Below are 26,692 nucleotides of genomic sequence, written 5' to 3'. Positions count from 1 at the left end.
AATTACTCACAGGCTAAGCTTAATGCCATAGCTAGGAAACTGAATGAGCGCCCTAGAAAGACACTAAACTATCAAACACCGGCAGAACGTTTTGCCCAATCTGTTGCGTTGACCGGTTGAATCCAAGATTCATAAGAGACGCTAGTTAATAGATGGCTACTTAATGACTCTTCACAATTTCTTCAAAGTTCTGCCTTTCAGCAATAAAGGCCTCTATAACAATGGGATCAAATGAGGTGCCGCTTTTACTGATGATCTCAATATAAGCCTCCTCTATGGTCCAAGCTTTCTTGTATGGACGCTCACTCACCAGCGCATCAAACACATCAGCTACAGTCATAATTCGAGCTTCGATTGGAATAGCATCTCCCTGCAGCTTTCTGGGATAACCTGATCCATCCCATTTTTCATGATGAGATCCAGCTACCTTCATGGCAATAGCAATCAGATCTACCTCAACATCTTCTGACTGGGCTGCAAGCAAGATATTCTCCCCAATCATAGAGTGCCCATAAATGAGATCCCTTTCTTCTTCCGTTAATTGACCTGGCTTTTTCAGAATGTGATCTGGAATACCCACTTTTCCCAAATCGTGCAAGGGAGCTACCTTGACTAGCTTTTCAATATGATCATCAGATAAAGTATCGGCGTGATGCCCCATACTTTTTAATCGCTTTGCAAGCAGTTCTACATATTGCTGGGTACGAATAATATGGCTGCCTGTTTCATTATCCTTAGCCACCGCCAAAGAGTTTAAGGCAGCTAACATTTGGTTCTCTCGTACAAGTATCTTGTGCCGTGCAAACTCTAGGTCATGAATATACTTCTTCATGGGTATCGCAACCATCCAATTTACAAGGGGGATGGTAATGAGGGTTAGTAAAATTACATCCAGTAAAACAGTAGCCATGTTTGATAAATTTCCAAAGTACGGTAAGGCAAACATGACTAGAGCTTCACCGATACAAATGCTGACAATCAGAACTAGATTTAGTCTGTTGACTGGGTTGGATTTTGAGAACATAAAGTCACCTCTAATAACCGGATTCATAAATCAGTTATAAAACTGTATCTAGTTCATAGAACTAATCTAATTGGGAGCTAACCACTATTAAATATTAATAAGGTTATTAATTCAATCTAATTTAAATAAATTAATGACAGGTTTGCGGTTTTTGGGAGCAGTAAAACGTCTCAAGCTGGCCAATTTGAGACTTTACGGTCGATTGAAATGAAGTAGTTTTAGTAACCACACTGGAATATTACTATCAAAACAGGGCAACTACACGTAAAACGATTGTCTTTAAGCTCTCGGGGCCAAGCTAAGAACATCGGCTCATTTAGGCCCGAAATCAGATGCAAGGAATTTTTGACAAAAAAATAAGGGACAACCGAAGTCGCCCCTTTAGTGCTGATATGTCTAAATTCGTACCAGCTCTAGCCTATTTTGGATAGCTTCGCCTCTAACTCAACAGCCAGATCCAAGGCGCCCATGTAGCCAGACTTCAGATGATTCGGCAAATCAGGATCACCTACCATTGCGCCCAAGGTTTCAACTAAGCTAAAAACTAAACCTTTGGCAGCACCAGCGGCAATCGTATTGTTTGCTACAGCATCATCAATGTGATTTACTGCGTCTAGAAAATAATCATGTCCAGGAAGGCCATCTGGGCCTAAAGGCTCTTGAGTTTCTTTCATTTTCAATTTCCTTAAATGATTCTTTAAATCATCTGATCTACTTTATAGAAAAACTTGCGTGCATAGGCAAGAATTTCTTTGTCAGTAGGATGATCAACCGTTTCTACACCAACAATCTTTTCTGCAATATTGGCATCATGCTTGTGCGCGTGCTTGATGAGTTCTAATTTTGCAGATCCAGGTCCAAGGATCAAAATCTCTTTAGATTCATTCACGGCATTGATAACTGAATGCAAATATTTGGAATCTAAGGCGACTTTGCCGCTACCGACTTCATTGGCTTTGTGATGCAGATGCGTATGAGTGCTCTTGCTACGAATCACCTCGGCTTCGCTAGCCTCTTCACTCAAAAACATAACATGAGCCTCTTTATGGTCGATCCAAATTACTGCGTGGTTTAGTGACATATTCTTCCTATGATTAGTATTAACTACCCTTTCAGAATACTCCTGCAAAGAGCTAGTTTCATGTCAAAATTTGGTTTAAAGCACAATAAAACCTACTTAATTACTATCTATACTAGAATCCCTTTTAAATCAAGGTCATGATGAGCAAACAATCACATCCCCTGCTTCCAATCCGCCTGAGTACTTTTGCTATCTGCATTTGCGGAACCATTATTAGTGCACTAACTTTATCGATGGGGATTACCGATTGGCCGCTCTTACTCATTTTTGGCCTCTTAACAATTGTGGGTATTTACGACTGCCTACAAACTAAACACGCTATCTTGCGAAATTACCCCATCCTGGGGCATATGCGTTTTTTATTAGAATTTATCCGTCCAGAAATTAGGCAGTACTTTATTGAAGGCGATAATGACAAAACGCCTTTCTCTAGAGAGCAAAGAACTTTAGTCTATTCACGCTCGAAGGCAGTGGCCGATGAAATCCCCTTCGGCACTACTCTAGATGTCATGGCCCCAGGCTACCAATGGATCAATCAATCACTGGCCCCCACCCACCTACCTAACTATGATTTTCGAATAGAGATTGGCGGTAAGGATTGCAAGCAAAAGTATTCAGCCAGTATTTTCAATATCTCCGCTATGAGCTTTGGGTCCTTGAGTGCTAATGCCATTCTTGCTTTAAACCTGGGCGCCAGAAAAGGTGGGTTTGCTCATGACACAGGTGAGGGCTCCATCTCCCACTACCATCGCGTTCATGGTGGAGACCTAATTTGGGAAATCGGCTCAGGTTATTTTGGCTGTCGTAATCAGGATGGCAGCTTTAATGCAGACAAGTTTAAAGAAAATGCCTTAGACCCTCAGGTTAAGATGATTGAAATCAAACTCAGCCAAGGAGCCAAGCCTGGACATGGCGGGATACTTCCCGGACCGAAAGTTACCGCTGAGATTGCTGCTGCTCGTGGGGTTAAAGAGGGCGAAAGTTGCATTTCCCCCTCCTCACACAGTGCATTTTCAACACCATTGGAGATGATGCACTTCATTCAAAAGCTTTGTGATTTATCGGGAGGAAAACCGGTAGGCTTCAAACTTTGCATAGGCCATCCCTGGGAATGGTTTGGCTTAGTAAAAGCCATGCTAGAAACCAATATTCATCCAGATTTTATTGTGGTTGATGGATCTGAGGGCGGTACTGGAGCCTCCCCAGTAGAGTTTACTAATCATGTTGGTACACCACTACAAGATGGCTTGCGCTTGGTACACAATACCTTGATGGGCGTTAATTTACGTGACCAAATCAAAATTGGCTGCTCAGGCAAAATCATTAGCGCTTTTGATATGGCTGTTACCTTTGCATTAGGGGCAGACTGGTGCAATAGCGCTCGCGGCTTTATGTTCTCGATTGGCTGCATACAAGCCCAAGTCTGCAATACCGGCTTTTGCCCTACTGGGGTTACCACCCAAGACCCTATTAGGCAAAAAGCCTTGGTTGTAACGGATAAATCTGAGCGCGTATTTAACTTTCACAATGAAACACTGAAAACTTTAAAAGAGCTTGTTGAGGCGGCAGGACTAAATCACCCGTCCGAAATAGATGCCCATCATATTATTCGTCGCATCAGCAAGAATGAGGTAAGACTTTTATCTTTCCTGCTCCCCGAGATGCCTGCAGGATTGCTGCTAAAAGCAGAGCATATTGATCCGGGACTAAACCTACCAAGAGTATTTGAGCTCTATTGGCATCGCTCTCAAGCCCAAAGCTTTGCTGAGTTAAAAAGTTAATTGTTGAAGACTCTTGAAGGATCTTAGATCTCCAGTTATTGGATCTTCAAATGCAATTTCTTTGGCCAATAACTGTAATGGCTTAGAGAAATCTAAGTCGTATTCTTGATACGGTGTGAGGATAGGGTAAATCTGGTCATTCTTAATGGGGATATTGAGGGCATTAAGATGGCAACGCAATTGATGCTTTTTGCCACTACCTGGTGTTAATCGGTATTTAGCCCATGACTTATTTATTTCTATGAGTTCGATAAGTGTGTCTGCGTTTGACTCGCCTGCCACCTCCCGCATCTGCAGAAAATGTTCTGATTCCTCTAGTCGACTTTGATAAGTCATCGGTAGTTGCTTCTCCAATTTTTCAGAGTATGGCGCAATTGCTTCATATACTTTTTTAACCGCCCTATCCCTGAACAAATTTTGGTATTGAGCTCGTTCACTTGGATTGACAGAAAAGACAACCAGACCAGCAGTATCTCGATCAATCCGATGAATGGGGCTGAGTGTTTGAATGCCTGTTTTTTTCTTCAGTCGATTTAGCAGGGTTTGATGCAGATAAAGACCACTTGGTGTCACTGGTAAAAAATGGGGTTTATCTGCCACCAAGATATGTGCATCTTGATAAAGAATCTGCTCTTCAAAAGGAATATTCGGCTCGCGGATAAGACGCCTAAAGTACAGCAAATGCGTATTAGGTAAATAAAGATCGTTTGCGGCAAGAGAATGCCCTTCTTGATCAAGAATAAGCCCCTCTTTAAAGCGATCAACCCACTCATTTTCGGCAATGTGAGGAAACTGGGCAACAAAAAATGCCAGCAAGTTCAGATGAGTTTGATCAGCAGGCAAATATACCCGTGATGCCGAGACCCCTTCTGAATTGACTTTCATAAACTCCGCTAGCATATTACTTAATGGGCTTAGTTTAAATTACCCCATAGCAAAGACAACAAAAAACCGCCCGAAGGCGGCTTTTAGTTTCACAGCTTATTTTTGCTTAGTCTGCGTAGATACCAGCAGCTTTAATGATTGGTGACCATAAATCAATCTGTGCCTTCAGGTGCTTTTTCAAGCCTTCTGGGGTTGCATTTGCTAGTGATGGAATCTCAACGCCCAACTCTGCCATGTGTTGTTTATAAAGCGGATCTTGAATAGCGCCTTGTAATGCTTTAGCTAACTTATCCATCTCTGCTTTAGGAGTGCCTTTTGGCGCATAAACACCATGCCAAACCTTCACTTCAAAATTCTTCAAACCCTGCTCATTGAGCGTTGGAATCTTTTCGAAAGCCTTAATGCGCTGCATCGTAGTTGTTCCGTACGGCTTCACTGCGTTCGTTGCAAGCTGACCTGAGAGGTTAGTTGTTTGATCGCACATCAATTGCACTTGGCCACCGATCAAGTCGGTCAATGCAGGTGCAGTACCTTTATATGGAACGGTTGTTAAATCCAGCTGAATACGGCTCATGAACAACAAACCACATAAGTGACTAGCAGAACCTACACCAGCATTGGCGTAAGCAATCTTGCCTACGTTTGCTTTCATATACGGAAGAAGTTCTTGATAGTTCTTCGGAGGCAAATCTTTATTGCCAACCAAAATCATAGGTACGTCAGCAACTTGGCCAACATACTCATAGTCATTCATTGGATCAAAGCCCAAGTTTTTATACAGAGCTGGGGCAGTAGACATGCCAATGTGGTGAATCAATAATGTGTAGCCATCGTTCTTGGAATTAATCACTCGCTTAGCAGCAATCGTACCGCCAGCACCTGGACTGTTGTCCACAATCACCTGGCCTTTAAGTTGCTTGCCCATTGCTAGAGCAAGTTCACGCGCTACTTTATCGGTTGGACCACCAGCAGAGAATGGCACCACCAAAGTAATTGGACGATCGCCAGGGAAATCAGCTGCTTTTGCAGCAGAAATGCTAACGCCTAATGCGCACAGCGAAATTGCTGCAAAGCGAATAATTGATTGGTAGATTTTCACGGGGGTCCTTGCTTTTAGTATTTACAGTTACAGACTAGTAGTTTAGAGAATTTGCCACTCTTATGGTGAGAAATTCTCTAAAAAATCCTATTTCTTAAGCTTGCCAAAAGCTGCTGCCATTGCATTATTCATGGGAGGCGCCTGTCTTCTGTCTTCTTGTGGTTTTCTAGGTTCGGCTGACTTAGGCCCTGACTTAGGGCCTGAATTAGGGCGATTGAACGCTCTTTGCTCTGACTTATTGCCCACCTGAGCACCTTCCCTTGGAGTCTCATCACTTAAGCGCATGGTTAATGCAATACGCTTGCGCTTTTCATCTATCTCTAGCACCTTGACCTTTACCACCTGTCCAGCTTTGACCACGGCATGAGGATCTTTTACGAAAGTATTGGACAACGCAGAAATATGAACCAGACCGTCTTGATGCACACCAATATCCACAAAGGCGCCAAAGGCAGCAACGTTCGTCACTACGCCTTCCAAAATCATATCCACTTTAAGATCGCTAATTTTTTCTACACCATCTTTAAAGGTTGCAGTAGTAAATTCTGGACGCGGATCACGACCTGGCTTTTCTAATTCTTTAATGATGTCAGTAACAGTAGGCAGACCAAATTGACCATCAGCATACTTTTCTGGTGAAAGTGACTTCAGCAAGCTGGCGTCACCAATCACTTCTTTCACCCCCTTCTTAATATCCTTCAGAATCTTTTCCACCAAAGGATAGGATTCTGGATGAACTGCGGATGCGTCCAATGGATCATCGCCATTCATAATGCGCAAGAAGCCAGCAGCCTGCTCATACGTTTTATCCCCAAGGCGAGGCACGCTCTTGAGATCTGCTCTCGATTTAAATGCGCCCTTACTATCGCGATACGCTACGATACCTTCAGCAACGGTAGAACTTAAGCCCGAAACCCTTGCTAGCAATGGCGCTGAAGCTGTGTTGACGTCCACACCTACTGCGTTCACGCAATCCTCAACTACCGCCACTAATGATTTAGCCAATTGGGTTTGCATCACATCATGCTGATACTGACCAACACCAATCGATTTGGGATCAATCTTGACTAACTCTGCAAGTGGATCTTGCAATCTGCGTGCAATCGACACAGCGCCTCGTAAGGAGACATCCATGCCAGGCAATTCTTTTGAAGCATATTCTGATGCAGAGTAAACCGATGCACCGGCTTCAGAGACCACAATCTTAGTGAGCTTTAGTTCAGGTTTGGCTTTGATGAGTTCTTGCGCTAATTTATCCGTCTCGCGAGATGCGGTACCGTTGCCAATCGAGATTAAGGTGGCATTGTGCTTCTCGGCTAACTTGGCTAGCGTGTGCAATGAACCAGCCCAATCATTTTTAGGTTGATGCGGGTAAATAACCTCGGTATCTACGACTTTACCGGTGGCATCTACTACCGCTACCTTTACACCAGTACGCATTCCAGGATCTAGGCCAATTGTGACTCTTGGGCCAGCAGGCGCTGCTAGCAGAAGGGCCTTCAGGTTACGGGCAAAAACATTTATTGCTTCGGTTTCTGAGCGCTCACGCAGTGCTGTCATGAGTTCTGACTCTAAATGCAAAGAGCACTTAATGCGCCAAGTCCAGCGGACAGTATCAGCTAACCAGGCATCGGCTGGACGACCGTCATTTTTAATTTTGAAATGATTAGCAATCCGGTTTTCACAAGGATTATGAGGGGCATCCCACTTTAGTTTTTCTTCTTCAGTATCTAGGCGTAGATTGACCATCAACATCTGCTCGCGACGACCCCTAAATAGGGCTAAGGCACGATGGGATGGAATCGCTTTGATTGGCTCGGAGTAATCAAAGTAATCAGCAAATTTTTCACCCTCTTGCTCTTTGCCAGCAATCACCTTGGAATCTACAACACCATGTTCTTGTAAATACTCCCTGAGAGATTGAACCAAAGCCGCGTCTTCTGCAAAGCGCTCCATCAGAATTTGACGGGCACCTTCAAGAGCAGCCTTAGTATCAGGCACCCCAGGATTATCAGTGCCATCTACCTGAAAAGCTTCCTTCAGATACTTGACTGCCTCCACTTCAGGATTGAGGCTAGGGTTATTGAGTAAGTCATTTGCCAAGGGCTCTAGACCAGCCTCTAGGGCTATTTGCGCTTTTGTTCTTCTCTTGGGCTTATAGGGCAGATAAAGATCCTCCAAGCGAGTCTTATCTTCTGCCAGCATGATGGCTTTGAGAAGCTCTGGCGTCATCTTGCCCTGCTCTTCAATCGAAGCAACAATTGTTTTACGACGATCCTCGAGTTCACGAAGGTAGCTAAGTCGCTCTTCTAGTAAACGCAATTGCGTGTCATCTAATCCACCAGTCGCTTCTTTGCGGTAACGAGCGATAAATGGTACGGTGGAACCCTCATCCATCAAGGCTATAGCTGCAGCTACTTGAGCAGGTTTAGCAGAAAGTTCTTGGGCAAGGCGTTGTTCTATCGATGGCAGCATGAAATGATTAAATTACTCAGATTTTAGGAATATTGGTGTGGTGGAAAAATAAGAGCCACCCAAAGGTGACTCTTATTTAACTAACAGCGTAACTGATTAAAACAACTCGGCAAAATTACTCGCGGGATGCTTTCTTACGATCATGCTCTTTCAGATGACGCTTACGGATACGTACGCTTTTCGGCGTTACTTCAACCAACTCATCATCACTAATGAATTCAACCGCATACTCTAAAGTCAAATCAATTGGTGTTACCAAGCGAACTGCTTCGTCAGTACCGGAAGAACGAACGTTGGTTAATTGCTTGCCTTTAATTGGGTTAACAACCAAGTCATTGTCTCGACTATGGATACCAATAACCATTCCCTCGTATACAGGATCACCATGACTTACAAACATACGGCCACGATCTTGTAACTTCCAAATAGCGTAGGCAACTGCTTCACCGTCATCTTGACTGATCAATACGCCATTATGACGCTCGCCCAAGATGCCATCTTTAGCCGGAGCATAAGAATCAAATGTATGACTCATCAAACCATTACCGCGGGTCATGGTCATAAAGTCGCCTTGGAAGCCGATCAGACCACGTGCAGGAATACGGTACTCAAGACGGGTACGACCTTTTCCGTCACTCACCATATCTTGCAACTCACCCTTACGCTTACCCAAGTCTTCCATCACGGAACCTTGTGTGGAATCTTCTACGTCCACTGTTAAGTTCTCGTATGGCTCCATCTTGACGCCGTTCTCTTCATGAAAGACAACACGTGGACGGGAAACTGCCATCTCATAGCCTTCACGACGCATAGTCTCTACCAAGATGGTGAGGTGTAGCTCGCCACGACCTGATACCTCAAATACGGTGTCATCATCAGTTTCTTTTACGCGCAATGCCATGTTGGCCTTTAATTCACGATCAAGGCGTTCACGAATTTGGCGGCTAGTTACAAACTTACCTTCTCGACCAGCTAATGGACTAGTGTTCACCATGAAATTCATGGTCAAAGTAGGTTCATCAATCTTAAGCATTGGCAATGGATCTGGCTTATCAACCGCACATACGGTGGTACCAATGGCCAACTCTTCAATACCATTGATGAGGGCAATATCGCCAGCAACCGCCTCGTCAACGATTTCGCGCTCGAGACCTTTAAACTTCAATACTTGGTTGATACGACCTTTGAATGGCGTGCCATCAGGACCATTCATGCAGACTACTTCCATACCTGACTTCACACGTCCGCGGCTAATACGGCCAACACCGATCTTGCCAACATAGCTGTTGTAGTCGATTGAAGAAATCTGGAACTGCAAGGGGCCATCTGCATCATCATCACGCACAGGGACATGTTTCAGAACAGCGTCAAACAAGGGGCGCATATTTCCTTCACGCACATCCTCTGATTCTCCTGCATAACCATTCAAGCCTGATGCATAGATCACTGGGAAATCTAACTGCTCTTCTGTTGCACCTAATTTATCAAACAACTCAAACGTTGCATTGATAACGTAATCGCAACGCGCGCCTGGGCGGTCAACTTTGTTGATTACTACGATTGGCTTCAAACCTAAAGCCAAGGCTTTCTTAGTAACGAAGCGAGTTTGTGGCATTGGGCCTTCAACCGCATCTACCAAGAGCAATACACCATCAACCATCGAGAGAACGCGCTCTACTTCACCACCGAAGTCCGCGTGTCCTGGGGTATCAACGATATTGATGTGTGTGCCGTCATATTCAACAGCACAGTTCTTGGACAAAATGGTAATACCACGCTCTTTTTCCAAGTCGTTTGAGTCCATGACACGTTCGGTCATTTTTTCATTGGAGCGGAATGTGCCAGATTGGCGCAAGAGTTGGTCAACCAAAGTAGTTTTACCGTGGTCAACGTGGGCGATGATAGCGATGTTACGAAGTGCGCGTTTAGTCATGTGAAGCTTCTAAAGTTAAGAATATAAATTCGGGTTAATTAAGATTAGTGGGTAAATAAGTCAAATTCATTTAATGGGTAGAGGAAATTAAACGCTTTGGATGTAAAACACCAGAGCGCCAATCAGCAGTACCAATAAAGTTATGTGGTGCAGCAGTAGCGCGATAAATACGTACCAATGCTTCAATAGAAGGCAGGTTGAGAGGAACACGCTGCCCCATCTCTAAACGTTTAGCCTGTTGCTCATCCACTGTTAAATGGGGCAAGGTTTGTAACAAGGCATCAACAGGCAATATGTAGTTAGCACTATTTTGCAAGCCACTTTGAATTGATTCAAGCGTAAACGACTGCTCAAGATTCAGATGCCCTACTTCGGTCCTGCGCAAGCCAACCAAATGGGCGCCACACCCTAAGGTATTGCCAATATCTTCGGCCAGCACACGAATGTAAGTACCTTTGCTGCAACTCACCTCTAATGTAGCCTCAGGCCAAGCAATATCAATCCAACGAATGGAGTGAATCGTAATATCTCGTGGAGCGCGTTCTAACTCAACGCCAGCACGAGCATATTCATACAAAGGTTTACCGTCACGCTTAAGCGCAGAATACATTGGCGGCACTTGAGAAATCGGTCCAGTGAATTTCGGGAGTAATGAATCTAAAGCAATTTTGATTTCTGCCTCACTTGCAAAAGCAGGTAAAGGCAACTCTTCAATAATTTGCCCTTCAGCATCACCGGTATCAGTACGAGAGCCAAACTTGACTCTCGCAATATAAGTCTTATCGGCTTCAAGCAGGTCTTGCGAGTACTTAGTAGCTTCACCCAAGCAAATAGGAAGCAAGCCAGTTGCCATAGGATCTAAAGTACCAGTATGGCCAGCTTTGTCAGCATTAAAAGCACGCTTGACAGCAGTCACTGCGCCCTGTGAACTCATTCCAGCAGGTTTATCTAGCAGCACAACGCCGTCGATCCGAATAGACATGAATTACTTAGTCTCGTCTGCTTGATCACTGCGATCGCTGCTGCGATCACTATCAACAGCTTGATCGATCAATCGAGACATCTCTATGCCGTGCTCAACTGAGCTGTCATAGTGAAAATGCAATGTAGGGACAGTGTGAATATGCAAACGCTTAAACAATAATGAGTGCAAATACCCTGCCTTTTCTTGTAGTGCTTTTAAAGCATGCTCAGGCTCAGCACCCAAAACAGTAAAGAACACTTTAGCATGAGCCAAGTCAGGAGTGAGCTCAATACTTTGCAAAGTAATTAAGCCCAAACTCGGACTACGCAATTCACGCGGAATAAGCTCGGCCAGGTCTCGCTGAATTTGATCGGCGAGACGCTGGTTACGATGTGGACTAGTCTTGTGCATATTAATTAGAGTGAACGTGCAACCTCAGTAACTTCGAACACTTCAAGCTGATCGCCCTCTTTAATATCGTTGTAGCCTTTTAATGAAAGGCCGCACTCAACACCGGCACGAACTTCTTTAGCATCATCTTTGAAGCGCTTGAGAGAGTCCAACTCACCAGTCCAAACGACAACGTTGTCACGCAAGAGGCGAACACTAGATGTGCGCTTGATGATTCCATCAACAACCAAGCAACCAGCAATCGCACCAACCTTAGATACCAGGAAGACTTGACGAATCTCAACGAGACCAGTGATTTCTTCTTTCTTATCCGGAGTCAACATGCCGCTCAACGCCAACTTCACTTCATCTACTGCGTCATAGATGATGTTGTGATAACGAATATCTACGCCATTGTTTTCTGCAAGCTTACGAGCTGCTGCATCTGCACGGGAGTTGAATCCAAAAATAACGGCTTTGGATGCAACAGCCAAGTTCACGTCAGTTTCTGTAATACCACCAACACCCGCATGAACAATTTGAACCTTAACTTCTGGAGTAGAAAGCTTCATTAATGATTGAGCCAAAGCTTCTTGAGAGCCTTGTACGTCAGCTTTAATGATCAACGGCAATAACTTAGCCTCAACCGCACCCTCTTCCATGTTTTCCATCATGGTTTCAAGCTTGAATGCTTGCTGTTTGGCCAACTTCACATCACGGAACTTGCCTTGGCGGAAGAGCGCGATCTCACGAGCCTTACGCTCATCAGGAACTACTTGCACTGACTCTCCGGCGGCAGGAACATCACCCAAACCTTGAATTTCTACCGGAATAGATGGGCCTGCTTCATTACATGGCTTACCGTTTTCATCCAACATGGCGCGTACGCGACCGTAGGTTGAACCCGCTAACAACATATCGCCACGTTTTAAAGTGCCCGACTGAACCAATATGGTTGCAACAGGACCCTTACCTTTATCCAAACGTGCCTCAATGACCAATCCTTGTGCTGGAGCATCTTTAGGAGCCTTGAGCTCGAGGATTTCTGCTTGTAACAAAACGTTTTCAAGGAGAGCATCAATACCCTCACCTGTTTTTGCAGAAACTGGAATAAATGGCACATCGCCACCGTACTCTTCAGGAACCACTTGCTCTGCTACTAATTCAGTTTTAACGCGCTCTGAATTGGCTTCTGGCTTATCAATCTTATTAATAGCTACAACAATAGGAACACCACCTGCGAGCGCATGGTGAATTGCTTCTTTTGTTTGCGGCATAACGCCGTCATCAGCAGCAACTACCAAGATCACAATATCGGTTGCCTTAGCACCACGAGCACGCATTGCCGTAAAGGCTTCGTGACCCGGAGTATCCAAGAAAGTAATCATGCCGCGTGGAGTTTCCACATGGTATGCACCAATGTGCTGAGTAATGCCGCCAGCTTCACCGGTTGCCACTTTGGCAGCACGTATCTTATCGAGCAAGGAAGTTTTACCGTGGTCAACGTGACCCATCACGGTTACAACAGGTGGACGTGGCAATAACTCTGCGTCATGACCATCCGTACCGAGATCTAAATCTGGATCATCTAATTTTGCAGCAAAGGCTTTGTGACCCATTTCTTCAACGATGATCATCGCCGTATCTTGGTCTAGCACTTGATTGATGGTAACCATTTGGCCCATACCCATCAAGAGCTTAATCACTTCTGCGCTCTTTACCGCCATTGCATGAGCTAACTCAGCAACAGTAATAGTTTCTGGTACGTGAACATCACGCACTATAGCTTCTGTAGGTACTTGGAAGTTGGTATCGACGTTTGCTTCTGCAATTTGACGTTGCTTCTTACGGCCACCGCCTGAACGCCAACCACCAACACCACCAGAAGAATCTCCACGTGTCTTTAGGCCGCCAGGTTTCTTGGCGCCATCTTCTTGCCAAGTAGATGATGTCTCAGCCGATTTGATAGTCTTGCCGCCAACTTTGGCAACAGCCTTCTTCTTATCATCAGCACCTTCAACTTTTGCAGGCTTATGCAGAGTACCTTTTTTGGCTTCTTCAGCAGCAATTTCGCTTGGTGCTTTGAGAACGCGTGCAGGGGCACTCATCATGTCGCGAATGGCCAATGCTTCAGCTTCTGCAGCAGCACGACGAACACGAATGTCTGCTAATTCTTTTTCTTTGCTCGCAGCTAAATCTTTAGCTACCTTATCTGCTGCGGCTTTTTTCTCAGCAGCAGCTGCAGCAGCAGCTGGGGCTGTATCTACAGGCGCTTCTTCTTTAACCACCGGAGCAGCAACTTCTTTTTGACGCGCTTCTTCAGCCGCTTTCATCTCTGCTTCTTGGCGAGCTAATAACTCAGCTTGGCGTGTCGCTTCAGCAGCGCGCTTCTCTAATTCTTCTGCAGAAATAACAGGTTTAGCTGGTGCAGCTGGTACGGCCGGTGCAACCTCTTTAACTTCTTGAGCTGGAGCTTCTTCAGGAGCTTTTTCTCCGGCCTTAACGAGTACACGTTTTTTACGAACTTCAACCTGTACTGTGCGAGTACGACCAGCAGAATCCGCTTGACGAATTTCTGAGCTCTCACGCTTGATTAAAGTAATCTTTTTACGCGCGCCAGAATCTGCGCTGCCATGTGCTTTTTGCAAATGCTCGAGCAGGACAGTTTTATCCTTTTCGGTAATGCTATCGTCCTCAGAACCTTTTTCGATACCGGCCGCCTTCAACTGCTCCAAGAGGTCTGGCGCGGTACGTTTTAATTCTTTAGCGAGTACTTTTACTGTTGTTGCCATGCACTACTTCCTCTCATGAAGTAAACCAATGTTCGCGCGCTTTCATGATGAGCGTTTTCGCAGTTTCTTCGTCAATTTGTGTCGCCTCAACCAGCTCATCAACAGCTAGTTCAGCAAGGTCGTCACGGGTGTGAACTTGATTGTCAGCAAGCTTAGCAATCAGTTCTGTTGTCATTCCCTCTAGGGAGCGTAAATCCTGTGAAACTTCCCCAATACGCTCTTCCTTTGCCAACTCCATAGTCAACAAAGAATCACGCGCACGAGTACGTAACTCATTTACAGTGTCCTCATCAAAGGAATCGATCTCTAACATTTCTGACAATGGCACATAAGCCACTTCTTCTAATGTATTGAAGCCTTCTTCAATCAAAATATCAGCTACTTCCTGGTCTACGTCCAACTTATCCATAAACAACTGGCGCACTGAAGATGCTTCTTTTTCAGTTTTCTCAGCAGACTCTTCAGGAGTCATGATGTTGATCTGCCAACCAGTCAAATCGCTCGCCAAGCGAACGTTCTGTCCGCTACGGCCAATAGCAATGGCTAAATTCTCTTCGTCAACCACTACATCCATCGCATGACGCTCTTCGTCAACTACGATAGAAGACACTTGGGCTGGAGCCAAAGCGCCAATAACAAACTGGGCTGGATCTTCAGACCACAATACGATGTCTACCGCTTCGCCAGCAACTTCGTTGCGAACTGCAGTTACACGTGTGCCACGTACGCCAACGCAAGTACCGATTGGGTCAATACGCTTGTCATATGTAATCACGGCAATCTTTGCGCGCACGCCAGGATCACGGGCAGCGCCCTTTATCTCTAGCAAGCCCTGCTCCATCTCTGGAACTTCATTCTCAAACAACTTAATCAAGAAATCTGGGCAAGTGCGTGAGAGTTCGATTTGTGGGCCACGTGCTTCACGATCCACTTTCAGGATGTATGCACGTACACGATCACCAGAACGTAAGTTCTCTTTTGGAATCATTTGATCGCGACGGAGCAATGCTTCTACACGACCAGATTCAATAATTAGGCCATTCTTGTCAGCACGCTTTACGGTACCGGTCATGACTTTTTCGCCACGCTCAAGGTAGTCATTCAAAATCTGTTCACGCTCAGCATCACGAATACGCTGCAAGATCACTTGCTTAGCTGCTTGTGCGCCGATACGACCAAAGGCTAAAGATTCGATTTGCTCTTCGATATAGTCGCCAACTTCCATGTCAGCAAGCTGCTCTTGAGCTTCAAATTGCAGAATCTCTTTATCTGGCTCTTGTAAACCGGCTTCGTTAGGAACAACCAACCAACGGCGGAAGGTTTCGTATTCACCAGTTTCGCGATCAATTGAAACGCGGATATCCACGTCTTCTGTAGCATAACGCTTCTTGGTCGCAGAGGCCAAAGCCATCTCCAGCGCCTCAAATACGATTGCTTGATCAACGTTCTTTTCACGCGCTAACGCGTCTGCCAACATGAGAACTTCTCGGCTCATGACTTTCTTCCTTTGAAATCAATAACAGGGACCAACCGAGTCTTATCGACCTCGGCTAAAGAGAACTCCAATTGAGAAGGCTGACCATCAGCACCCTCAAATACCAAACCAAACTTTGCATCTAGTGAATTCAATTCACCACTCAGCAAACCTTGCAACTCACCACGAAAATTCTTGCGACCACCAACTGCAACACGCAACTTCAAATCTACTTCCATACCAGCGAAGCGCACAAAATCTGCGGCACTTTTAACTGGACGATCTAATCCTGGAGAAGAAATCTCTAAACGCTCGTAAGGGATATTTTCAACTGGCAAGGTGTAGCTCAGCTGATGACTCACCTTCTCGCAATCCAAAACAGAAATCAAACGTTCGTAATCGGGGTTCTCAATCGTGACGCGCAGCAATCCTCCGGCTTCACGCTCAATCTCAACTAGCGTGTAACCCAAGTTTTCCAGCTCTGCAGAAATAACCTGCTGATCCTTCACGACACCCCTTCATACCAAAATGGCAAAAAAAAATGGGCTTCAAAGCCCATATTCTCGAAATTCAGAACAGGCCGACTTACGTTGATCGCAACATCAGTCGGTAACCACTAAAAACAGCAAAACCGCACTGTAAGACCAAAATTATAGCCTATTTGGCAGAAAACTGATACAAATCAGAAGCTTTCGCCCGGATTACGCGGTTTTCTAGGCCCTTTATTAAAGGGTTTTCGCCCTTTTGGTGCACCACGCTTGGGCCCATTTCCAGGACTTTGCGGGTTTCCAGTCACAAAAGCAGACTGTCCATGGTGAACTTTGCCGCCTTTACTCCGGTTTTGACCATTTCCGCCTTGCCCACCTTGACCACCCTGGCCAGGTCTGCCGCCTTGGGTACGACCACGGAAAGGTCCGCGCCCTTCACCAGAGCCACCACCACCAGGCTTTCCACCTCTGCCCTGATGCGTTAGGCCATTGTGGCCGCTAGCAAGGGTTAAGGCATCACGCGAACCCCAATAAGAAACTGAAGTTTGCATTGGGTCCGGCTGAAAATCTTCTCCCATAGGGCGACGATCACGATTATTGGAATTCGCGTTAGGGTTGCGACCCTTGTCTTGCGGCTGAGGCATTTTTAAGCCTGCAGACTTCATCAAGTTATAGATGCCGCCAGCCTCAATCTCTTCCCATTTACCGCGTCTTAAGCGTGGAGGTAACAAGAAAATGCCATAACGGGTTCGGATTAAGCGAGATACCACATGACCAACCGCCTCAAACATACGACGCACTTCGCGATTACGACCTTCGCTTAATGCAACGTGGTACCAGCGGTTAGCACCTTCACCACCACCCATCGCTAAACGCAAGAATTTAGCTTGACCATCATCGAGCGTAATGCCACTCTTTAATAGAGCAGTATTTTCTTGACTCAAGTCCCCCAAGATGCGGACAGCGTATTCACGCTCGACACCATAACGGGGATGCATTAAACGATTCGCTAATTCACCAGAAGTAGTGAATAACAAAAGACCTTCAGTATTAAAGTCCAAGCGACCTACTGCGATCCAGCGTCCTTGACGCGGCTTTGGCAAACGATCAAATACAGTTGGACGGCCTTCCGGATCAGACTGACTCACGATCTCACCAGCAGGCTTGTGATACATGATGACGCGTGGCGGCTTAGTCTGAATCTTGCGATGAACTGGCTTGCCATTGTTACGTACTTGATCTGTTGGTCCGATACGTTGACCAATGTGCGCAGGTAATCCGTTAACCGATACGCGCCCTTGAATAATCAAGTCTTCCATATCACGACGGGATCCCATACCAACATCAGCCAATACCTTGTGCAACTTAACAGTATCTTCATCATCTGCGTCATCGTCTAGACCATCAAGATCAGACCAAACTTCATCACGCAAACTGAGCGGGAGGTCATCTACGTTCGCAAACTGCAGGCTGCTCATTTCCTCATCTGTCGGCGCGTCTGAATCCTCATCTTCGCGTAAACGTTGAGCGCGTTGTGCGCGACGTTCAGCACCAGTTTGATGGGAGATCTCGCTCTCATTAACGCCATCAGGATTTTTAACCTCCTCAATTTCAGGCGCATCTAAGGCAGCATCAAATTCACCAGACACTACTGAAGCAAACAAAGCTTCGCTTTCTGCTGGATTCGGGGCTAATTTTGAGGACTGATTATTGCCTGGGTTGTTTCCACCTTCACGGGGGCCATTGGAATCACCGCCCTCGCGGCGTGGCCGATCTTTATTGAATGGGCGTTTTTTATTAAAAGGATGCTTGCTGCCTCCCGCGCCTTGGCGACGTGGGCGACGATCACCACGCTCCGCACGTTCCCGACCTTCAGTCTTAGGGCTATCGTTATTCGATGGCGCAGTGTCTGAATTAGAAGGAGTTGCCGATGAATTAACTACCGGGGATGAATCGTTTTCGTTAGAGCTTGTCATTAATTATTATTTTGTTTCGTCTGGATTGTCTTCAGACTCAGGGGTAACCTCTTCAATTGTTTCATCTTCAGTAATTTCAATGGTTGTTTCTTCAGTTACTTCAGTTACTTCAGTTTCTTCAATAACTATTTCCACTACCTCAGCATCGGTCTCAGTTACTGTCTCACTTACTTCTTGTGCATCAGCATCAATAATGACTGTCTCGACTGTGGCAGACGCATCAAACTCCATCACTGCTTGGCCTAATTGCGCTGCAGCAGCCATTGGTGCAGCATCTTCCAAAATTGGTAGGCTTTGTAAATTTGTCAGACTTAAATCATCTAAGAACTGCTTTGTAGTTGCGTATAAACCTGGGCGACCAATTGTTTCCTTGTGGCCAATTACCTCTACCCAACCACGGTCTTCTAACTGCTTCATCACGTTGCTGCTCACAGCAACACCGCGAATTTCCTCAATCTCACCTCGAGTGACTGGCTGACGATAAGCAATAATGGCCAACGTCTCCATCACAGCACGTGAATACTTTGGCGGCTTTTCTGGAGTCAGGCGATCGAGATATTCACGCATCGAAAGGCGACTCTGAAAACGCCAGCCGGTAGCGATATGCACCAACTCCATACCCTTGTCATCCCAAGCGCGCTGAATTTCGATTAATGCATCATCGATATCTGCAGTGCTCATGTCTTCCACAAATAAGCGAGACAAATCGGCAACAGTAAGTGGTTCCTGTGCGCACAGGAGGGCTGTTTCAATTACGCGCTTATTGTGATCATCCATAAAATTCGGGCTACCAGGAGTAATCCTGATTAGGCTTTAAAAATGTATTCAGTAATGGGTTTTTGGTGTTCTCTAGCGACTACGGACAATCTATCTCATCAGTTCTTATTGGGATATGCCCGCGCTGAAACGAAGTCCTTTTCGTTCACCTTTCGACCATTATAAGGTAGGCTCAATACAATAGCCACATGCATAAGAATTCCCCAAAACCTCCTTTACCCCTGCATAGCGCCTTAAATTCCACAGAACGACGCCGTCTCCTGAGTTTTGGAATTGGTATGGGCGCCCTCCTTGGGGGTATGAGCCTGAGTTCTTGCAGCCTGATGGGGAGCAAAAAACCGGTAGTTGGCTTGGTACTGGGTGCTGGCGCAGCTCGAGGCTTTGCCCATGTAGGCGTTATTAAGGCTCTAGAAGCACAAGGCATCAGACCCGACATTGTTGTCGGGAGCAGCGCCGGGAGTGTGATTGCCACCCTGCTGGCCTCAGGCGCCACCGGCAATGATCTCAATCGCCTGGCCATGAATTTGGATGAAGCCACGATTGCAGACTGGGGACTTCCTTTTGCCGGACGATTTGGCGGACTTATCAAGGGTGACGCTCTGCAAAACATGGTCAACCGAGAAGTGCAGAACAAATTGATTGAACAAATGCGTATTCCCTTAGGCATTGTTGCAACTGAATTGCAATCAGGCAAAGGCACTCTGTTTAGAACAGGCAACACAGGTTTAGCTGTGCGTGCATCTTGCAGTGTGCCAGGCGTATTTCAGCCAGCAGTGATTAACGGAAAAGAATATGTAGATGGCGGCCTAGTGGCACCAGTTCCAGTGAGCTATGCAAGACAAATGGGCGCAACTATAGTGATTGCAGTCAACATCTCTTCTGAACCGGTTCATCAAGATGCGAGCGGAACTCTGGGCGTTCTACAACAAACCATTTCAATCATGCAACGAAGCATCAATCAGTACGAACTCAAAAGCGCAGATATTGTGATTCAGCCGCAATTAAGGCAAATGGGTAGTGGTGATTTCAAATCCAGAAATGCAGCTATTCTTGCTGGTGAAGTTGCCGCACAAGAGCAAATGGCATTAATTAAGGAAAAGCTGAAAGGCTAGCGCCCATTAGCCTGCAGGGCAAGCGCTTAAAGGCTACGTGACTTACGCTTGAGATTTTTTACTTCGTTCAGAAGTTCTTGGCGCTCGGAGTCATTCAGATTATCGCTTCCATCTAAGCGACGTGCGCCATCAAAACGTTTGTCCCAATACAGACTACCTAGATCATCTACCCGAACATTCGCACCTTTAGAAGGAGAGTGAATGAACTTGTTATCCCCTACATAGATTCCAACATGAGAAAAGGTCAGACGCATCGTGTTGAAGAATACGAGATCACCTGGTTGTAATTCTTCACGCGTAATCGGCTTGCCAACACGGCTCATCTGAGTCGATTTACGTGGCAATAAAAATCCAAGCTTATCTTTAAATACGTAGCCAACAAAACTACTGCCATCTAATCCGGATTGCGGTAATTCTGAATCCCAGCGATAACGCACACCAATGACTTCCATAGCGCGGTTAATTAACTCTTCTGATTTACCAGTAACGGTGCCTGCCAAGCGATCTGATACGCGGGCTATATAAGAACGTCCTGCTTGAAACATGCTCTCCTTTGGAACTGCAGCTTCAGCAGACGCCTCAACAACTGGATCTGCCGCATAAGCAGATACGGAAATGATGACGCCAAGACTCAGTCCCAGTACTTTCGAAAGCAGTGCTTTTTTCAATAACATTGCATCAGTTTAACAAAGAACCCCTAATTAACCAAGTCTTCACTCTAAGCTTAAGTCTTTGTTTATAAACATAAATTTTCTTTAAATAGGTGCAAATGCACCAATTTAGCCCATTTGAGGCGGGTTTTTGCCTGTTGCTAGGTGAGTTCAGCAGCCGCAAAAAGTTCTCTGGTATATGTCTGACGGGGGTGCTTAATCAGGGTTTCGGTATCCCCAAACTCCACCACCTTACCTCCTTTGAGAACCATTACCTCATGAGACATTGCCCGAATCACTGCCAAATCATGACTAATCATCAAATAGGCCAAGTTGTACTTTTTCTGCAGCTCGGTCAATAAAGCAAGTACCTGCTTTTGTATGGAGACATCTAATGCAGAGGTCGGCTCATCTAAAACCAAAATCTGTGGGCGCAAGATTAAAGCGCGTGCAATAGCAATACGCTGGCGTTGCCCACCAGAAAATTCATGGGGATAACGCAGCAAGGCAGAGCGATCGAGGCCGACTTCCTTGAGCATGTCAACTACGCGAGTCTCACGCTCTGCTGATGATAGTTTCGGGAAGTGCACATCAAGACCCTCAGAAACTATCTGTAAAACATTCATGCGTGGTGAGAGCGATCCAAAGGGATCTTGGAAGATCACCTGTAAGCTAGAGCGCATTGCGCGACGTTCATTGGGTTTTAGCTTCTGCCAGTCAGCGCCAAGCACATCTACATTGCCCGTTACTTCTGCAGCTGAATCCCCTAGCAAACCAAGTACTGCCATACCCAAAGTCGTCTTACCCGACCCGGACTCACCAATGATGCCAATGGTCTGCCCTTGCTTTAATTCAAAGCTGACTTTTTTAAGCACTTTATGAGACGGCGCTTTTTTAAACCAAGATACAGACCCTGAGCTTGGATAGGCTACCGACAGTTCTTCGGTTTTTAATAACACCGGCGCCAAAGGCATGAGTGGCGCTAAGTCGCGCACTGGCTCGCTATTGACCAAGGCGCGGGTATAAGGATCTTCTGGGTGTTCAAACACTTGCTGGGTAGAACCAGACTCTAATAAGTTCCCTTGATTTAGTACGGCCACTCGTTGCGCAAAATGTTTCACTAAATTGAGATCATGCGTAATCAGGAGTATTCCCATGCCGCCATGATCTTTAGATTCTTCTTGGAGCTCTTTAAGTAAATCCAAGATTTGCAGACGCAAACTGACATCCAAAGCTGTTGTCGGTTCATCTGCAATCAGTAGTCGAGGTTTACATGCCAAGGCCATCGCAATCATGGCCCGCTGTCTTTGGCCACCAGAGAGTTGATGTGGATAGGAATGAAGACGGCGCTCAGGCTCAGGAATCCCAGTTTTCCTGAGTAAGTCGATCGCTGCATCAATCGAATCTGACTTGGTAATTAAGGGTTGATAGATTTGTACTGCTTCAATGATTTGATTACCGATAGTAAATAGTGGATTAAGAGCAGTCATTGGCTCCTGAAACACCATCGCAATTTCGCGCCCACGAATTTCTCGAATATCTTGCATAGACATCGCGAGCAAATCTACAGCGCCCTTCCCATCTTTTTTGTTCCAAAGAATCTTTCCAGTAACTTTGGCGCCTTCAGGCTCTAGTCGCAAAGGGGCTAAAGCGGTCAGCGTCTTACCAGAGCCAGACTCACCCACCAAAGCAACACGCTCACCAATGCCGATTTCCAAATCGAGATGATTGACGGCAAACTTCTCGCGTCGACCCGATCCAAACGAAATACACAGATCTTCATAACGCAATAAGGCTTGTTTTTGAGTTAAAGCTTCGCTCATGAGCGACCTCCACTCATCAACCCAGCTTTGCGAGAGTCAAAAGCATTACGCAATGCTTCCCCCATAAAGGTCAGTAGCAGCAAAGTTGCAACCAAGACTACAAAGGTAGATAAGGAAATCCACCAAGCATCAAGATTGCTTTTACCCTGAGAGAGCAGCTCACCCAGGCTTGGGGTTCCTGGAGGAACTCCCAGCCCTAAAAAGTCCAAGCTGGTTAAAGACAAAATCGCGGCACTCATACGAAACGGCAAAAAGGTAATCACTGGTGTCAAGCTGTTGGGCAGAATGTGACGCCACATGATTTGCACATTTGTTAAACCGAGTGCTCTGGCTGCACGTACATATTCCAAGGCGCGATTACGGAAGAATTCTGCGCGGACGTAATCCGATAACCCCATCCAACCAAATGCTGCCAACAAAATAATTAATAAGGAGACGCTAGGATTAAAGATCGAGGCAAAAATAATGAGTAAGTACAGCTCAGGCATTGCCGACCAGATTTCAATCAGCCGCTGGGAGATCAAGTCAAACTTACCACCAAAGAATCCCATTAAAGACCCAGTAATAATGCCTACGCTTACTCCAACGATCGTCAGGGCGAGACCAAAGAGAATGGATAGGCGAAAGCCATAAATCAGTCGAGCCAATACATCGCGCCCACGATCATCTGTACCTAACCAGTTCTCCCGAGAAGGCGGAGCAGGATTGGGCACCTGAGAAAAGTAGTTCAGCGTCTCATAGCTATAGTGGATCGGCGGATAGATCGCCCAGTTGCCTTTGCTAGTGATATTGCGACGAATATCTGGATCTAGAAAGTCTGTTGGTGTTGCAAAGTCTCCACCAAAAACGGTTTCAGGCTGACTCTTCACAATTGGGAAATAGAAATGGCCTTCATAGCGAACTACTAAAGGCTTGTCGTTTGCAATCAACTCGGCACACATCGATAAGCCAAATAGGACCATGAAGATCCATAAGCTCGCATAACCCATGCGACTATTTTTAAAGCGCTGCCAACGACTCATGAGCCCCCTCCGGCACCAAACTGAATGCGTGGGTCTACATATACATAGCAAAGATCCGAAATGAGCTTTGTGAATAAGCCAATCAGAGTAAATAAATACAAGGTACCAAAGACTACTGGGTAGTCACGACGCATCACAGACTCATACGAGAGCAAACCAAGTCCGTCCAATGAGAATAGCGTTTCAATCAATAATGAACCCGTAAAAAACGCCCCAATAAATGCCGCAGGAAAGCCCGTCACTAACGGCAAGAGTGCATTTCGAAAGACGTGCTTCCATAGCACTTGCTTTTCAGTAAGCCCTTTTGCACGCGCGGTCAAAACATACTGTTTGCGAATCTCTTCCAAGAAAGAATTTTTGGTTAGCATAGTAACTACGGCGAAACTTCCCAAAACAGATGCAGTAATCGGCAGCACTAAGTGCCACAAGTAATCCATGACCTTGCCAAACAAACTGAGATCACTCCAGTTGTCCGAAGTAAGACCCCGTAGCGGAAATAACTGCAAGAAACTGCCCCCACCAAATAGCACGAGCAATAGGACTCCTAATACAAATCCCGGAATGGCATAACCAACCAGAATCATGCTGCTGGTAATGGCATCAAAACGTGAACCATCGCGCACGGCCTTAGCAATCCCCAAGGGAATCGAAACCAAATAGGTGATAAAGAAGGTCCAAAGTCCGATGCTGATCGAGACTGGTAATTTAGAGACTACCAAACTCCACACGCTTTCGTGCTGGTAATAGCTTTGTCCCAAATCAAATCTAGCAAAGCGCCCCAACATCATGAAATAACGCTCGAGTGGCGGCTTATCAAATCCATATAAGGCTTTAACCTCTTCCAGGCGCTGCGCATCGATACCCTGACGACCACGATAAGTTGCTCCTGAGCCAGAAGATTCTGTGCCTCCAACTGCTGCATCCCCCTTCCCTTTTAACTCTAGGATCATTTGCTCGACTGGACCGCCCGGTACAAATTGCACCACCGCAAAGGTCAAGGTCAATACGCCTAGCAAGGTCGGAATCATCAACAGCAAACGCTTAAAGATATAGGAGCGCATATTTCCTTGCATTATTTAGACTCCTCTTTCCACCAGTTTTGCATGATCCAGGGTTCAGCCTGGTAATACAGCGGAGGTTCTGGGTAACGCATTTCATTACGGAAGGCAATGCGATGTGTGGGGTTGTACCACTGTGGTACCACGTAATAACTGTTCCAAAGAATCCGATCTAGCGCCCTACATGCGGCACGCAACTCTTCACGATTCTGCGCTTTCGTAATCTCTTCGATTAAGGCGTCTACAACTGGAGACTGTATGCCAATAATGTTATCTGAACCCTTTGTTTTGGCAGCTTGACTACCAAATCGATCCCACAATTCATTTCCGGGATTTTGCGAATCAGGAAAACGCGTTGTGGTCATATCAAAGTCATACTCATCCATGCGCTTTTGATACAAAGCAAAGTCACTCGTACGAATATCCAATTGGATGCCTAACTTTTCTAAATTTCGGCCATATGCAGAAAGAACTCTCAAGAAAAATCCGCCGTTCTCCACCATCTCAATTCGAAAAGGCTCACCCTTCTCATTCCTAAGGGCGCCATCTCGATACTGCCAGCCTGCATGCATTAGGAGTTCACGAGCTTGACGGAGGTTTTGACGTAGACTGCCCGGCGACTTGGTTGAAGGCGGAGCAGGCATTGGACCAAACACAGCATCTGGAACCCACTGTGGATATTTAGCTTTCAATGGCCTTAGTAATTTCAATTCTGCTTCAGTAGGCTTGCGTGGGCCATCATAGTTCGCACTTAAATCGCTATTCGTGAAGAAGCTATTAATCCGACCGTACTGATCAAAAAATATTTGGCGATTGAGCCATTCAAAATCCAGCGCTAATCCCAATGCCTGGCGAACGCGTGGGTCTTGCAATGTAGGTTTGCGCACATTCATGGCAAAGCCTTGCATGCCCGCGCCATTGTGATTAACAAAAGCTTTCTTTAAGAGCGTGCCATTATCAAATTTCGAACCCACATAACCCTTAGCCCAAATCTTGGCTCGATATTCGACTAGAGCATCAAACTCGCCGGCTTTGAAGGCCTCCAATCTCACGGCGTCATCGCTATACAGTTTGTATAAGACGCGATCAAAGTTATAAAAACCCACCCTTACATTCAAGGGCTTGCTGAGTTGATCCACCCAGTACTGCGGATTTCTCTTGTAGGTAATCGATTTGCCAGCCTTAAAAGACTCGATCAAATAAGGACCACTTCCGATTGGCGTCTCAAAGGCGAGCTTGTCAAACGCAATCATCGTGCCGTCTGGACGCTTACCCCAGTTACGAGAAAAGATTGGCAAGGTGCCGACCATAATCGGTAATTCAGTATTGTTATTGCTAAAGTCAAAACGCACAACTCGATCAGAAATAACAACGGCTTGTTTCACATCAGCAAAAGTTGTCTTATAACGCGGATGTGCAAGGCCACTCATCAAAGTATCAAAGCTATGCTTTACATCCGCAGCTAAGACTGGACTACCATCAGAAAATTTTGCCTCAGGGCGAATATGAAAGGTGACTGACTTACGGTCTTTAGCCACTTCAATGTCGTCTGCCAATAAACCGTAAATACTAGAAACCTCATCCGCACTTCCTTCGGCCAGAGATTCAAACATCAAATCTATTCCGGGGGCAGTAACCCCACGCAAGGTATACGGGTTGAACTTATCAAAACTGGTTCTTTGTCCTGGATTTGGCAAGACCAGGGTTCCACCCCGGGGGGCACTGGGATTGACGTAGTCAAAATGGGCAAAACCCTCGGGATACTTGGGCTTACCATACTGAGCAATTCCCTGTCCAGCCAGGGCTATATTGGCCCCAAGCCCAGCTAGCAGGGCTAGCAGCAAGAAATAGGCAATTTGTCGAATGGGCTTGAGGGTAGGCATATATG

At 45.9% G+C, this 26,692-nt stretch carries 21 protein-coding genes and 1 pseudogene; 3 read left to right on the top strand and 19 right to left on the bottom strand.

Going from position 1 to position 26,692, the window contains the following annotated elements:
- A pseudogene (locus tag ICN48_RS11585) lies at positions 1-120 on the top strand (IS30 family transposase); the annotation flags it as partial.
- A 40-nt stretch (positions 121-160) separates the two neighbouring features.
- Here ICN48_RS11585 and ICN48_RS11580 read toward each other — a convergent pair.
- From ICN48_RS11580 to ICN48_RS11570, 3 genes are all read right to left on the bottom strand, one after another.
- Positions 161-1,051, bottom strand: a complete 891-nt coding sequence (locus ICN48_RS11580) for an HD-GYP domain-containing protein (protein WP_216153837.1) — start codon at positions 1,049-1,051, stop codon at positions 161-163.
- A gap of 386 nt (positions 1,052-1,437) precedes the next feature.
- On the bottom strand, positions 1,438-1,698 hold the full coding sequence (locus ICN48_RS11575; protein ID WP_216153836.1) for a hypothetical protein: 261 nt from the start codon (positions 1,696-1,698) through the stop codon (positions 1,438-1,440).
- Between the two features lie 23 nt (positions 1,699-1,721).
- Positions 1,722-2,105 carry a translational machinery protein gene (locus tag ICN48_RS11570; protein WP_215320084.1) on the bottom strand — a complete coding sequence of 128 codons (384 nt, stop codon included), beginning with the start codon at positions 2,103-2,105 and terminating at the stop codon, positions 1,722-1,724.
- A gap of 140 nt (positions 2,106-2,245) precedes the next feature.
- On the opposite strand from ICN48_RS11570, the gene ICN48_RS11565 reads away from it, so the two are divergent.
- Positions 2,246-3,886, top strand: a complete 1,641-nt coding sequence (locus ICN48_RS11565) for an FMN-binding glutamate synthase family protein (RefSeq protein WP_216153841.1) — start codon at positions 2,246-2,248, stop codon at positions 3,884-3,886.
- Here ICN48_RS11565 and ICN48_RS11560 read toward each other — a convergent pair.
- The 11 genes from ICN48_RS11560 to scpB all read right to left on the bottom strand — a co-directional run bounded on the left by ICN48_RS11560 (position 3,875) and on the right by scpB (position 19,139).
- Positions 3,875-4,771, bottom strand: coding sequence for a pseudouridine synthase (locus tag ICN48_RS11560; RefSeq protein WP_216153835.1), 897 nt, complete (start codon positions 4,769-4,771; stop codon positions 3,875-3,877). The two genes, ICN48_RS11565 and ICN48_RS11560, sit on opposite strands and share 12 nt — an antisense overlap.
- Positions 4,772-4,877: 106 nt before the next feature.
- Positions 4,878-5,864, bottom strand: coding sequence for a tripartite tricarboxylate transporter substrate-binding protein (locus tag ICN48_RS11555; RefSeq protein WP_216153840.1), 987 nt, complete (start codon positions 5,862-5,864; stop codon positions 4,878-4,880).
- 93 nt (positions 5,865-5,957) lie between these two features.
- The gene (locus ICN48_RS11550; protein WP_216153834.1) at positions 5,958-8,345 is read right to left on the bottom strand and encodes a Tex family protein; all 2,388 of its coding nucleotides are present in this window, start codon (positions 8,343-8,345) and stop codon (positions 5,958-5,960) included.
- Between the two features lie 115 nt (positions 8,346-8,460).
- Positions 8,461-10,278 carry a translational GTPase TypA gene (gene typA, locus ICN48_RS11545; protein WP_216153833.1) on the bottom strand — a complete coding sequence of 606 codons (1,818 nt, stop codon included), beginning with the start codon at positions 10,276-10,278 and terminating at the stop codon, positions 8,461-8,463.
- Positions 10,279-10,348: 70 nt separating this feature from the next.
- Entirely contained in the window at positions 10,349-11,260 is a 912-nt protein-coding gene (gene truB, locus ICN48_RS11540) for a tRNA pseudouridine(55) synthase TruB (protein WP_216153832.1), read from the bottom strand.
- A gap of 3 nt (positions 11,261-11,263) precedes the next feature.
- On the bottom strand, positions 11,264-11,653 hold the full coding sequence (gene rbfA / locus ICN48_RS11535; RefSeq protein WP_216153831.1) for a 30S ribosome-binding factor RbfA: 390 nt from the start codon (positions 11,651-11,653) through the stop codon (positions 11,264-11,266).
- Between the two features lie 5 nt (positions 11,654-11,658).
- Entirely contained in the window at positions 11,659-14,424 is a 2,766-nt protein-coding gene (gene infB / locus ICN48_RS11530) for a translation initiation factor IF-2 (protein WP_216153830.1), read from the bottom strand.
- Between the two features lie 13 nt (positions 14,425-14,437).
- On the bottom strand, positions 14,438-15,919 hold the full coding sequence (nusA, locus tag ICN48_RS11525; RefSeq protein WP_215346624.1) for a transcription termination factor NusA: 1,482 nt from the start codon (positions 15,917-15,919) through the stop codon (positions 14,438-14,440).
- Positions 15,916-16,407: a ribosome maturation factor RimP gene (rimP, locus tag ICN48_RS11520; RefSeq protein ID WP_216153829.1), complete on the bottom strand. Its 492-nt coding sequence runs from the start codon at positions 16,405-16,407 to the stop codon at positions 15,916-15,918. The genes nusA and rimP overlap by 4 nt, the downstream gene beginning before the upstream one ends.
- 173 nt (positions 16,408-16,580) lie before the next feature.
- Entirely contained in the window at positions 16,581-18,362 is a 1,782-nt protein-coding gene (locus ICN48_RS11515; protein WP_216153828.1) for a pseudouridine synthase, read from the bottom strand.
- A gap of 6 nt (positions 18,363-18,368) precedes the next feature.
- Positions 18,369-19,139 carry an SMC-Scp complex subunit ScpB gene (scpB, locus tag ICN48_RS11510; RefSeq protein WP_216153827.1) on the bottom strand — a complete coding sequence of 257 codons (771 nt, stop codon included), beginning with the start codon at positions 19,137-19,139 and terminating at the stop codon, positions 18,369-18,371.
- A 299-nt stretch (positions 19,140-19,438) separates the two neighbouring features.
- On the opposite strand from scpB, the gene ICN48_RS11505 reads away from it, so the two are divergent.
- Positions 19,439-20,251 carry a patatin-like phospholipase family protein gene (locus ICN48_RS11505; protein ID WP_370624219.1) on the top strand — a complete coding sequence of 271 codons (813 nt, stop codon included), beginning with the start codon at positions 19,439-19,441 and terminating at the stop codon, positions 20,249-20,251.
- 26 nt (positions 20,252-20,277) lie between these two features.
- Here ICN48_RS11505 and ICN48_RS11500 read toward each other — a convergent pair whose 3' ends face one another.
- The 5 genes from ICN48_RS11500 to ICN48_RS11480 all read right to left on the bottom strand — a co-directional run bounded on the left by ICN48_RS11500 (position 20,278) and on the right by ICN48_RS11480 (position 26,687).
- A complete protein-coding gene (locus ICN48_RS11500) occupies positions 20,278-20,925 on the bottom strand; it encodes a C40 family peptidase (protein ID WP_216153825.1) in 648 nt (215 codons plus the stop codon).
- Positions 20,926-21,062: 137 nt separating this feature from the next.
- A complete protein-coding gene (locus ICN48_RS11495) occupies positions 21,063-22,724 on the bottom strand; it encodes an ABC transporter ATP-binding protein (protein ID WP_216153824.1) in 1,662 nt (553 codons plus the stop codon).
- Positions 22,721-23,746, bottom strand: coding sequence for an ABC transporter permease (locus ICN48_RS11490; protein ID WP_216153823.1), 1,026 nt, complete (start codon positions 23,744-23,746; stop codon positions 22,721-22,723). The genes ICN48_RS11495 and ICN48_RS11490 overlap by 4 nt, the downstream gene beginning before the upstream one ends.
- A complete protein-coding gene (locus ICN48_RS11485; RefSeq protein WP_216153839.1) occupies positions 23,743-24,807 on the bottom strand; it encodes a microcin C ABC transporter permease YejB in 1,065 nt (354 codons plus the stop codon). Before ICN48_RS11485 ends, ICN48_RS11490 begins: the two co-directional genes overlap by 4 nt.
- An 11-nt stretch (positions 24,808-24,818) precedes the next feature.
- Positions 24,819-26,687: an extracellular solute-binding protein gene (locus tag ICN48_RS11480; protein WP_216153822.1), complete on the bottom strand. Its 1,869-nt coding sequence runs from the start codon at positions 26,685-26,687 to the stop codon at positions 24,819-24,821.
- Positions 26,688-26,692 lie beyond the last annotated feature (5 nt).

Origin of the sequence: Polynucleobacter sp. JS-Safj-400b-B2 (assembly GCF_018881975.1) — a bacterium.
Classification (GTDB): Bacteria; Pseudomonadota; Gammaproteobacteria; order Burkholderiales; family Burkholderiaceae; genus Polynucleobacter.
Note: the sequence above shows the minus strand (reverse complement) of the source record. Positions and strands in the feature narration are given on the sequence as shown.